The sequence below is a fragment of the Streptococcus infantis genome (assembly GCF_047465525.1).
GTDB lineage: Bacteria > Bacillota > Bacilli > Lactobacillales > Streptococcaceae > Streptococcus > Streptococcus infantis_R.
Window position 1 is genome coordinate 1 of the sequence record NZ_JASGZS010000043.1, and the last position, 10,906, is coordinate 10,906.

The window sequence follows — 10,906 nt, forward strand, 5'->3', positions numbered from 1 at the left end:
ATATTGCCTTCAGCTCTCTGAGAAGGGCTTTGCGGCCTTTAAATCGTTCGTCTGCCCAGAGGCGTTCATAGGCTTCTTGCTTATCTTGTGGTAACTTTCTTCTATAAGTATTCAACAATTCATGAAGAGCGTAGTAATCATCCAACCACAATCCTCCTTCTGGTAGGCGATGGCTAATCTCCCCTACTTCTTCGTAGGCCATTCGGTCTAGGCGACGCTTTTGACTCTCTTGTTTTCTGACGCTATCAAGGATTCGATTGCGAAATTTTGTTTTGAAGTAGACGTAGAGTTTCTTTTCTTTTTCCACTAGTTCTGGATGGTGTTCTAGAAGTTCATGGAGACAAATCATGCCTTCTTGGTCCCAGTCTTCTTTTCCCCATAGATGGAGATAATAATCTTTTCGGCATCTATGGACAATTCCTTTTACCTTTGCATAATTCTTTTCAAGCATTTGCTTTCCCCCTTTCTCTGCTTGTAGTATAGCAGAGAAAGGGGGAAAGAAGGGCTTTGGTTTCTGTCTTGTGCTTTTTTGAGTTCAAGGTGTATCAGGAAGTATTGAGGAAGACAGATGAGAGATAAAAAGACAACCGTTGTCTCTACAGTTGTCTTTGTTTGTGATTTTATATTGATAATATTTTTGATTAAAGCTCTGCAATCTGGTTAAGATTTACTTCTGCAACTGTATCATTACCAAACATTGAGATAATCATCTTAACTTTATTGTTATCAATTTCTGTGATCTTACCTGTGTAATCTGCGAAAGCTCCGTCAATAATACGAACAGTTTGACCAACTTCGACATCAATATCAAATTCTTGGACAGTTTGACCCATAGAAACTAAAATATCGCGAATTTCTTGTTCCAAAAGTGGAGTTGGTTTTGATCTATTTCCGTGTGAACCTACGAATCCTGTTACGTTTGGTGTGTTACGTACAACAAACCATGCTTCGTCGGTCATAACCATTTCTACAAGAACATAACCTGGAAAGCGATTTTCTTCGACTTCTTTTTTCTTTCCATTTTTTTCTACTTGCACTGTTTGTGTAGGAATTTCAACACGTAGAATATTTTCTAGCATATTGTATGTTTGTGCACGTTGCAATAGATTTTCTTTTACTTTATTTTCGTAGCCAGAGTAAGTTTGTAGCACAAACCATCCTTTATCAAAACTATCCATGTTTTTTCCTTTCCTAACTGAAGAATTTCAGCGACTAGATCTTTTCCTTAGCTTATTTTAAAAAATATTAATAAAACGAATCAATCCGCTAACAATCAATTGGTCAAAAATATAAATCATCACTACAAAGAAAGCAGTGTATTCCATGATAGATTTAAAATCTAACCAACTTTCCTTGCGAGTCGGCCAAGTTGTTTCTTTAAGAAGTTTAAAAATATCCTTAATAAAACGCATCGTTTTCTCCTATCTCGTTTCTCGGTGTGTGGTGTACTTGCCACAGTGTTTACAAAATTTATTTGCTTCTAAGCGTGTTGGTTTTGGATTTCCACTAATCTTAATCGAATAGTTTCTAGAACCACAAACCGCACAGGCTAGACTTGCTTTTTTAAGTGCCATAATGCCTCCATCATATCTATTATAACAATAAACCTCTGCTTTGACAAGTTAAATCGTTTTTGATTTTTTAAGGTAATTTCTCAAAGTAACTTCCACTTGATTTACCAAGGGATTTATCCAAAATACTTTTAAACATAATTTTTCAAAAGAAAAGCGTCATAACAAGTCAGCGACTCTAACTCCTGATCCAAACAATCAAACAAATCTAAAAAAGTCTCCCTTGATATCGGTAAACTTGCTTCAAATTCTTTCTTCTGTTATTGCTTATACTCTGCCAGTAATTTCTTTTTCTTCTCTTTATCCATTTTCTACTCCGACTAACTTTATTCAACAAGGTTCAACAGCCCTTCACTCCTCTCACATAGCACTATAGTCAATTGAACCTAAAACAGTACATAATGTGGTATAATCTTCTTATGGCATATTCAATAGATTTTCGTAAAAAAGTTCTCGGCTATTGTGAGCGAACAGGTAGTATAACAGAAGCATCACACATTTTCCAAATCTCACGTAATACCATTTATTGCTGGTTAAAGCTAAAAGAGAAAACAGGAGGGCTAAACCATCAAGTAAAAGGAACAAAACCAAGAAAAGTTGATAGAGATAGACTCAAAAACTATCTTACTGACAATCCAGATGCTTATTTGACTGAAATAGCTTCTGAATTTGGCTGTCATCCAACTACTATCCACTATGCTCTCAAAGCTATGGGGTACACTCGAAAAAAAAGAATCACACCTACTATGAACAAGACCCAGAAAAAGTAGCTTTATTTCTTAAAAATTTTAATAGTTTAAAACATCTAGCACCTGTTTATATTGATGAAACAGGATTCGATACTTATTTTTATCAAGAATATGGTCGCTCATTAAAAGGTCAGTTGATAAGAGGTAAAATATCTGGAAGAAGATATCAGAGGATTTCTTTGGTTGCAGGGCTAACAAATGGTGAGTTAATCGCTCCAATGACTTACGAAGAGACGATGACGAGCGACTTTTTTGAAGCTTGGTTTCAGAAGTTTCTCTTACCAACATTAAACACACCATCAGTTATTATTATGGATAATGCAAGATTCCATAGAATGGGTAAGCTAGAGTTCTTATGTGAAGAATTTGGGCATAAACTTTTACCACTTCCTCCCTACTCACCTGAGTACAATCCTATTGAGAAAACATGGGCTCATATCAAAAAGCACCTCAACAAGGTATTGCCAAGTTGCAATACCTTTTTCGAGGCTCTTTTGTCTTATTCTTGTTTCAATTGACTATATTGATGAGGTTTTTGTTAGTAAACAAAAAGAGTCAGCAAGCCAACTCTTTCGATCTCTATTCACTTTTTTCCATCAAGAAATCATAGATTTCTTGGACTGTTCCAAGCGCCATAATCTCCTGTTCTTTAACAGTTTGTTTAAGCTTTTGATAAATCCGACTTTCAGCTATATCACGCTTTTCAGCCTCTTTATTCACCCTCATGACTCCATTTTCAATGGTCACAAAGCCAAGCTCTTCAAATATCTGAATCATTTTGACTAATAGGATTTGCTCAATCTTGAGATAGGCCGCCAAATCCTTGAGTTTATAGCGAATATCGAACTCTGGGAACTGATAGATGGTTTTATACAATTTTGCAAACTGCTCTCTTGTGCCATAGCCCGTCAAGTAGTAAGCCTTAGCGATATCATTTTTAAAGTAAAGAGCTGAAAACTCCTGCTCCTGACAGATTTTCTTAAGGAGGGACATATCCTCAGGGATATTCTTCACGACAATAGCTGGACAAGAGGTCACATCAGGTAACTCTTGCGTAAAGTCCAAAACAGGTACACCTTCTGGCAACAGGGCATTCTTACCACGGATGTTAAAGAGCTGGACACCTTCTACACGGGCATCAACCATCATCAACTGCAAGGTTGTTTGTCCATTCCATTGGTTGACAGAGAGAGTCACTGCTAGTTCCAGTTGCTTGGTCTGTGAGAATTCAGTCGCCCATTTCCCTTGACCAAAAGCGACTACCTCAAAACTGGCCTCACCTTTTGAAATTTTCAGCTTGAGATGAGCATTACCAGCCCCCATAACGCGAGCATTTTCAACTTGAAAATCTCGAATGTAGAAGACAGGTTTTTGGTTATCCATCCCAAAAGGAGCTAGACGTTCAAAACTTTTCACCGTCTCCAAACTCAAGTCCTCTAAGTCCAGTTCTTCATCTAAAAATAAATTGTTTTTACCTTGGGCATCTGCACCTTTTTCTCGGATATAGGCTTCCAAAACATCGGATAAGACTTCCAACTTATCCACTTCAAGGGTCATACCTGCAGCACCTGCGTGACCACCAAAGGCGATAAACAGTTCTCGATGCGGGTCCAAGGCTTCAAAGATATCGACTGCTTCTACGCTTCGAGCACTCCCCTTGGCGCGTCCATCTTCGATATTCAGTACAATGACTGTCTGCCCTAGTTCTTCAAGCAAACGCCCAGCTACAATTCCAAGAACTCCCGGATTCCAGCCTTCCTTGGCCAAAACTTGAACACTTTTATCAGGATCCACCATTTTCTTAGCTTCATCGTAAATGGACTGAACAACTTCCTTACGTTCTTCATTCTTTTGATGAATCAAAAGGGCGATTTCATGCACTTCCTCATCGTCAAATCCAGTCAACAAATCAATAGCTGGATTGGGATCATCCAAACGTCCTAGAGCATTTAAACGCGGTGCTAACTGAAAACCAACTGTCTCTTCTGTCACATCACTACTCGAAATCCCAGCGATTTCAAACATTTCTTGCAAGCCCATTCGCTGAGTATTGCGCAAGACCTCAAGACCATATTGGACCATGATACGATTTTCGTCCGTCAGGCTGACCATATCGGCAATTGTACCGATGGCAACCAAGTCCAACAACTCGACCTGTACTTCTTCCAAAAGAGCACAAGCCAACTTAAAAGCGACCCCACACCCCGCCAAATGCTTGAAAGGATAGTCCGCCCCTGGATGTTCAGGATGGATAATAGCATAGGCATCTGGTAAAATCTCAGGCATAGAATGGTGGTCAGTCACAATGACGTCCACTCCCATAGACTGAGCCAAATCAATGGCCTCATGCCCCGCCACACCATTGTCCACAGTCACAATCAAAGACACACCCTGCTGTTCGATAAAATATTTGTAGACACTGGCATTTGGACCATAGCCGTCCGTAAAGCGATTAGGAAGATAAACCAGGCACTCAGCGCCTAACTGTTCTAAACTTTCCTTAACAATGGAAGCCGAAGTCATCCCATCCGCATCGTAGTCCCCGTAAATGAGAATCAGTTCCCCTTGCTCAATAGCATGGCGAATCCGCTCCACTGCCTTTTCCATATCATTTAAAAGGTAGGGATCATGCAAATCCTCCAAAGAAGGTTCTAAAAATTTTTTCAGACTGGCCTCATCCTTGATGCCTCGTTCAAATAACAAACGAGCCACTTCCGCGCCCAAACCAGCTTTCTTAGCGATCTTTGTAAAATCCGCATCCTCAACTTGCGGAGCAAATTGCCAATTATAAGTAGGAATTATCAAAAAAATCATCCACTCTTTCTTACGATTCTATCGTTTTATTATAACATGATTTTCAGTTTTTCTCTATCCGGTTTACTTTTATCAAAGTTTTACTAATTTCTTTGTAATATCATTTGACAAGAAAACGCTTTTGTTGTAGAATCTATGTTATAAAATCTAACACAAAGGAGAAAGATTATGACTTTAGTAGAATTTAAAGCTGTTGAAAAGTATTACGGAGACTACCACGCACTCCAGAATATCAACCTTCGTTTTGAAAAAGGCCAAGTTGTTGTATTACTTGGACCATCTGGTTCTGGAAAGTCCACGCTTATCCGTACCATCAATGGTCTAGAGGCGATTGATAGCGGAAGTCTCCTGGTAAACGGACACCAAATGGCAGGTGCTAGCCAAAAGGATTTGGTCCCCCTCCGCAAGGAAGTAGGTATGGTTTTCCAACATTTTAATCTTTATCCACACAAGACCGTGTTAGAAAATGTAACTCTTGCACCTATTAAAGTACTGGGTATTGATCCCAAAGTGGCTCAAAAAACTGCGCAAAAATATTTAGAATTTGTAAATATGTGGGATAAGAAAGAGTCCTATCCAGCCACCTTATCAGGCGGACAAAAGCAACGAGTAGCTATCGCTAGAGGCCTGGCTATGAAACCTGAACTCCTCCTCTTTGACGAACCAACCTCAGCTCTCGACCCCGAAACAATCGGCGATGTCCTAGCTGTTATGCAAAAACTAGCCCACGACGGCATGAATATGATCATCGTCACACACGAAATGGGCTTCGCTCGTAAGGTAGCTGATCGCATCATCTTTATGGCAGAAGGGCAAGTCCTGGTCGATACAACAGATGTGGATGCATTTTTTGATCACCCAAGTGAACCGCGCGCCCAACAATTTCTCAGCAAGATTATCAACCACGAAAGTGACAAGGTCAAATAAGGAGATGCCTATGAAAAAGAATTTCTTTCTTGCAACAGTAGTTACCAGTCTTTTAAGCATTGGATTTGTGACATCAGTTCAAGCAGATACCAGTATCGCAGATATCCAAAAAAAGGGAGAAATCGTTGTTGGCGTCAAACAAGACGTCCCTAATTTCGGCTATAAAAACCCGAAAACTGGAGAATTCTCAGGTATTGAAACAGATTTAGCCAAACTGATTGCAGATCAACTCAAGGTCAAGGTCCGCTACGTTCCAGTTACTGCTCAAACTCGAGGTCCTCTGTTAGACAACGAACAAGTGGATATGGATATCGCCACCTTCACAATTACTGACGAACGAAAAAAACTCTACAACTTCACCAGCCCTTACTATACAGACGCCTGTGGATTTTTGGTAAATAAATCAGGTAAGATTAAAGATATTGAAGATTTAAACGGAAAAACCATTGGAGTCGCACAAGGATCCATCACCCAAAAGCTGATTACAGAGCTAGGTAATAAAAAAGGACTATCCTTTAAATTTGTCGAACTCGGCTCTTATCCTGAGTTGATCACCTCCCTCCACGCCCATCGGATCGATGCCTTCTCAGTAGACCGTTCTATCCTTTCCGGGTATACCAGCAAAAGAACTGAACTACTTGACGATAGCTTCAAACCTTCTGACTATGGTATTGTAACCAAAAAATCAAACACGCAACTGAATGACTACCTAGATCAATTGGTTGTCAAATGGAGTCAGGACGGGACCTTGCAGGACTTATACGGTCGCTACAATCTCAAACCTTCCAAACACTCAGCAGAATAAGGAGGTAGCTACATGATAGATTTATCATCTTGGACAGCTTATTTTCAACATTTTGGTCAATTTTTTAACGGATTTCTCTTTACTATAGCTATTGCTCTAGGTTCTTTTACCCTAGCCATGCTATTGGGCATCCTATTTGGTACCTTATCCACTAGCAAACATGGTAGTTTACGGATCTTGTCTCGTATCTTTGTCGAATTTTATCAAAACACCCCTCTCCTAGTTCAGTTCGTTATTGTCTTTTACGGCTTGCCTCTGATTAGTAACCATACTATCATGATTCCTATCTACTGGACTGCCGTTCTTTGCGTCGGACTCTACCACGGTGCCTATATCGCCGAGGTCATTCGATCAGGAATTCAGTCTATCCCTAGAGGCCAACTCGAAGCCGCCCTTTCTCAAGGATTCACCTACCAAAATGCAATGCGCCTGATTATCTTACCGCAGGCTTTTCGCATCATTCTCCCTCCCTTGACCAACCAAGTCGTCAACCTGATTAAGAATACTTCGACAGTAGCTATCATTTCTGGAGTTGATCTTATGTTTGTCACCAAATCTTGGTCCGCACTCAACGGCAACTACATCCCAGCCTTTTTAGGTGCTGCCTTCTTCTACTTTGCCCTCTGCTTCCCTGTAGCCCAATTTGGACGAAAAATGGAGCAAGCTAACAAAAAAGCTTATTCACTTTAGGAGGTTTTTATGGAAAGTATTCTTGAAGTTCTCAGTCTAGACAACCTCATCTTTATTTTAAAAGGTTTTGGTCTAACCCTCTATATCTCTTTGATTGCTATCACGCTTTCAACACTGATTGGAACCATCCTCGCTGTCATGCGTAATGGAAAAAACACCCTATTACGAATCCTTGCTAGTGTCTACATTGAATTTGTCCGAAATGTTCCTAATTTACTATGGATTTTCACTATTTTTTTAGTCTTTAAAATGAAATCTACCCCAGCTGGAATCACCGCCTTTACTCTCTTTACATCTGCAGCTCTGGCTGAAATTATCCGAGGTGGTCTTAACGCAGTGGATCAAGGACAATACGAGGCAGGGATGGCACAAGGTTTCTCCTATCGCCAAATCCTCTATCACATCATCCTACCGCAAGCCATCCGCAAGATGCTCCCTGCCATCATCTCTCAATTTGTAACAGTGATTAAGGATACAAGTCTTTTATACTCTGTAATCGCCCTCCAAGAGCTTTTTGGTGCCAGTCAAATCCTTATGGGCCGATACTTTGAGCCCGAACAGGTTTTTAGCTTATATATCCTGATCGCCCTAATCTACTTCAGTTTCAACCTAGCTATTTCAAGCCTTTCACGGACTCTAGCAAAACGTTGGCAACAAGCTGCAGAATAACAAGAGGTTGGGACAAAAAATCCCGACCTCACTTTTTATTAACAATCAAACATTGACGCGGTAGCTGATTGAACTTTTTGTTCGTCTTTTAGACTCCAAAAAGCTCCTAATCATCCTCGCGGGGCTGAGACTACGAAATCGAGACTTTGTCTATCGATTTCTGTCCCACCGCCTTTTGAGAGAAATCTTTTTGCTTATTTCTTTACTAGAAAATAAGCTAGGAAATGTTAAACTACCAAACTTTATGCTAGACTAGAAATATGGAACATCATTTTAATCATCGAGCAGAATCATTTGATTCTCCAAAAAATCAATTTCTGGCCGATCTTGTTTGCCAGCATCTAATAAAACAAGTGCCTGATTTGTCAAACAAATCAATCCTAGACTTTGGAGGTGGAACTGGCCTTATCGCCCTTCCTCTTGCCAAACAAGCTAAATCAGTGACCTTGGTTGATATTGCAGACAAGATGCTTGCGCAAGCTCGTCTCAAGATTGAAAATCAAAAACTTGAAAACCTAGACTTGATTCAACAGGATTTATTACTTGAACCACTTGAAGAAGAGTTCGATCTTATTATCGTCAGTCGAGTTCTTCATCATATGCCTAATCTTGATGACAGTCTATCTATGTTCAAGGAACATTTGACTCATGGCGGACAACTCTTTATCGCTGATTTTACTGTACCAGATGGAGAGACACACGGTTTTATCATTTCTGAACTTGAAGAAAGTCTCAGCCAACAAGGTTTCTCGGAAATAACAAGTCAAATACTCTACAGCTCAGACCATCTCTTTCTCCATAAACCTTCCCAATTATTTCTTACAAGCAGCAAGAATATTTAGCCCTTAGAGTATCAGATAAGCCCTAAAAACAAAGCAAATGCTAATCTTTACTCAGCTTTTGCATTTTCCCAATAGATAAGGTATAATAGTTATATTGTCTTTTGGGGTCGTTACGGATTCGACAGGCATTATGAGGCATATTTTGCGACTCGTGTGGCGACGTAAACGCTCAGTTAAATATAACTGCAAAAAATAACACTTCTTACGCTCTAGCTGCCTAAAAACCAGCAGGCGTGACCCGATTCGGATTGCTCGTGTCTGATGACAGGTCTTATTATTAGCGAGATACGATCAAGCTTTGTCTAGCAGTTTGATAAGAGATTTATAGACTCGCAGTTCCTAGGCTTGAGTTATGTGTCGAGGGACTGTTAAAACAATACATAACCTATGGTTGTAGACAAATATGTTAGCAGGTGTTTGGACGTGGGTTCGACTCCCACCGGCTCCATTATATTAAAGAAACGTTGATGATCTCAACGTTTTTTCTGTCCTCATACAAGTTTACAATGTTACATCAAGATACTTGAAAGATGGGAACATTAACTTTTCTTCTATGGGAAAAATAGCATATATAGTAGATTGAATCTAGAACAGTATACTACAACTGCTAAAAATTTTTCTAGAAATTAGTTTAACTTTTCTAATCTCTCTGTTCATATCTTATTTCAATCCACTATACATTGAACAGCTATTCAATTGAATTTTTAGCATTTCAAAGATCTGTAAGACTGACATTTCCCCTTTCTCCTAATCATTATCCATCAAAAAAACCGTAAGAATTTCTTCTTACGGTTTTTCTAGCAAATTCATAGAATTGAGATTCTCAGTTTTGCTTTATTTGAGTAATTTCTTACTCTTCTTCCTCACGTTTTTTAGCGAAGAGGAGTCCGCCTGTTGCTGCTGCAAGAAGTGCTAAAGCAAGTGAAGCGCTAGATTGTTCTGTACCAGTATTTGGCAATTCTTTCGCTCCTGCTTTCTTAGCTGGTGCTTGAGCAGGTGAATCTTGGTTAGCAGCTGTAACAGCTTTTTCAGCTGGAATGACTGCTACTGATCCATCTTCAAAGGTTACAACTACTGATCCATCATTGTTAACCTTGATATCTTTCGCAGTTGGATTAGCTTTCTTAACTTCTTCCGCTACTTTAGCTTTTTCGGCGTCAGTCAAGTTGCTTGGATCTGTAACTGGAGTTACTGATGGATCCGTTACTTTGTTCTTGTCTGCATCTGTAGCTGGTGCACTTGGATCTTTAACAGTTACTTTAACTGGTACTTCATCCTTAGAACCATCTGGGTAAGTCACAACGACTGTAGTTCCTTTATCACCTGGTGTAGTTGTGTCTACTGGTGTCTTGAACTCTACTGTTGTACCCTTAGGAAGATCTCCGACATTACCGATTGAATCTTTAGCAGATGGTTTATCTCCTGGTTTAACAGTTTGATCTTTCGCTACTGGAGTGTTCTTGTCTGCATCTGTAGCTGGTGCACTTGGATCTTTTACAGTTACTTTAACTGGTACTTCATCCTTAGAACCATCTGGGTAAGTCACAACGACTGTAGTTCCTTTATCACCTGGTGTAGTTGTGTCTACTGGTGTCTTGAACTCTACTGTTGTGCCCTTAGGAAGATCATCTACATTACCAATTGATTTCTTAGCGTCTGGAGTTTCACCTTTGTTTACAGTTTGCTCTTTCGCTGTTGGAGTGTTCTTGTCTGCATCTGTGCTTGGATCTACTACTTTAACAGTTACTGGAACTTCATCCTTAGAACCATCTGGGTAAGTCACAACAACTGTTGGTGTTTTATCGCCTGGGGTTGTTGTATCTACTGGTGTCTTGAACT

At 39.8% G+C, this 10,906-nt stretch carries 12 protein-coding genes and 1 other RNA gene; 7 read left to right on the top strand and 6 right to left on the bottom strand.

What is annotated here, in order from left to right; translation table 11 throughout:
- The 4 genes from QM374_RS10270 to rpmG form a co-directional block, all read right to left on the bottom strand.
- Window positions 1-451: sigma-70 family RNA polymerase sigma factor (locus QM374_RS10270; RefSeq protein WP_414311678.1), on the bottom strand; the 451-nt coding region annotated here is incomplete at its 3' end.
- A gap of 190 nt (window positions 452-641) precedes the next feature.
- The gene (nusG, locus tag QM374_RS10275; protein ID WP_414311679.1) at window positions 642-1,178 is read right to left on the bottom strand and encodes a transcription termination/antitermination protein NusG; all 537 of its coding nucleotides are present in this window, start codon (window positions 1,176-1,178) and stop codon (window positions 642-644) included.
- Window positions 1,179-1,235: 57 nt separating this feature from the next.
- The gene (secE, locus tag QM374_RS10280) at window positions 1,236-1,412 is read right to left on the bottom strand and encodes a preprotein translocase subunit SecE (RefSeq protein ID WP_001211016.1); all 177 of its coding nucleotides are present in this window, start codon (window positions 1,410-1,412) and stop codon (window positions 1,236-1,238) included.
- Window positions 1,413-1,421: 9 nt separating this feature from the next.
- Window positions 1,422-1,574 carry a 50S ribosomal protein L33 gene (gene rpmG / locus QM374_RS10285; protein WP_414311680.1) on the bottom strand — a complete coding sequence of 51 codons (153 nt, stop codon included), beginning with the start codon at window positions 1,572-1,574 and terminating at the stop codon, window positions 1,422-1,424.
- A gap of 416 nt (window positions 1,575-1,990) precedes the next feature.
- Between rpmG and QM374_RS10290 the strand changes: the two genes are divergently transcribed.
- A protein-coding gene (locus tag QM374_RS10290; protein ID WP_414311681.1) for an IS630 family transposase occupies window positions 1,991-2,838 on the top strand; the annotation gives its coding sequence in 2 pieces (ribosomal slippage) (window positions 1,991-2,309 and window positions 2,309-2,838; 849 coding nt in all).
- A gap of 61 nt (window positions 2,839-2,899) precedes the next feature.
- Here the strand turns inward: QM374_RS10290 and recJ are convergent.
- A complete protein-coding gene (gene recJ / locus QM374_RS10295) occupies window positions 2,900-5,125 on the bottom strand; it encodes a single-stranded-DNA-specific exonuclease RecJ (protein WP_414311686.1) in 2,226 nt (741 codons plus the stop codon).
- A gap of 177 nt (window positions 5,126-5,302) precedes the next feature.
- Between recJ and QM374_RS10300 the strand changes: the two genes are divergently transcribed.
- The 6 genes from QM374_RS10300 (at window position 5,303) to ssrA (ending at window position 9,518) form a co-directional block, all read left to right on the top strand.
- Window positions 5,303-6,061 (top strand): amino acid ABC transporter ATP-binding protein, encoded by a 759-nt coding sequence (locus QM374_RS10300; protein WP_248036023.1) that lies wholly within the window; start codon window positions 5,303-5,305, stop codon window positions 6,059-6,061.
- Between the two features lie 10 nt (window positions 6,062-6,071).
- On the top strand, window positions 6,072-6,866 hold the full coding sequence (locus tag QM374_RS10305) for a transporter substrate-binding domain-containing protein (RefSeq protein WP_414311682.1): 795 nt from the start codon (window positions 6,072-6,074) through the stop codon (window positions 6,864-6,866).
- Window positions 6,867-6,878: 12 nt separating this feature from the next.
- Window positions 6,879-7,556 (top strand): amino acid ABC transporter permease, encoded by a 678-nt coding sequence (locus QM374_RS10310; protein WP_414311683.1) that lies wholly within the window; start codon window positions 6,879-6,881, stop codon window positions 7,554-7,556.
- A gap of 9 nt (window positions 7,557-7,565) precedes the next feature.
- Window positions 7,566-8,225, top strand: a complete 660-nt coding sequence (locus QM374_RS10315; protein ID WP_414276791.1) for an amino acid ABC transporter permease — start codon at window positions 7,566-7,568, stop codon at window positions 8,223-8,225.
- A 260-nt stretch (window positions 8,226-8,485) separates the two neighbouring features.
- A complete protein-coding gene (locus QM374_RS10320) occupies window positions 8,486-9,067 on the top strand; it encodes a class I SAM-dependent DNA methyltransferase (RefSeq protein WP_414311684.1) in 582 nt (193 codons plus the stop codon).
- Between the two features lie 103 nt (window positions 9,068-9,170).
- Window positions 9,171-9,518, top strand: a transfer-messenger RNA (tmRNA) gene (ssrA, locus tag QM374_RS10325).
- A 399-nt stretch (window positions 9,519-9,917) separates the two neighbouring features.
- On the opposite strand, the gene QM374_RS10330 is transcribed toward ssrA, so the two are convergent.
- On the bottom strand, window positions 9,918-10,906 hold a 989-nt coding region (locus QM374_RS10330; RefSeq protein ID WP_414311685.1), incomplete at its 5' end, for a Rib/alpha-like domain-containing protein.

Bases quoted from the DNA above. Each gene is read 5' to 3' on its own strand.
- QM374_RS10300 (WP_248036023.1), top strand. From the start codon at position 5,303: ATGACTTTAGTAGAATTTAAAGCTGTTGAAAAGTATTACGGAGACTAC.
- QM374_RS10315 (WP_414276791.1), top strand. From the start codon at position 7,566: ATGGAAAGTATTCTTGAAGTTCTCAGTCTAGACAACCTCATCTTTATT.
- QM374_RS10305 (WP_414311682.1), top strand. From the start codon at position 6,072: ATGAAAAAGAATTTCTTTCTTGCAACAGTAGTTACCAGTCTTTTAAGC.
- QM374_RS10310 (WP_414311683.1), top strand. From the start codon at position 6,879: ATGATAGATTTATCATCTTGGACAGCTTATTTTCAACATTTTGGTCAA.
- nusG (WP_414311679.1), bottom strand. From the start codon at position 1,178: ATGGATAGTTTTGATAAAGGATGGTTTGTGCTACAAACTTACTCTGGC.
- secE (WP_001211016.1), bottom strand. From the start codon at position 1,412: ATGCGTTTTATTAAGGATATTTTTAAACTTCTTAAAGAAACAACTTGG.
- rpmG (WP_414311680.1), bottom strand. From the start codon at position 1,574: ATGGCACTTAAAAAAGCAAGTCTAGCCTGTGCGGTTTGTGGTTCTAGA.
- QM374_RS10320 (WP_414311684.1), top strand. From the start codon at position 8,486: ATGGAACATCATTTTAATCATCGAGCAGAATCATTTGATTCTCCAAAA.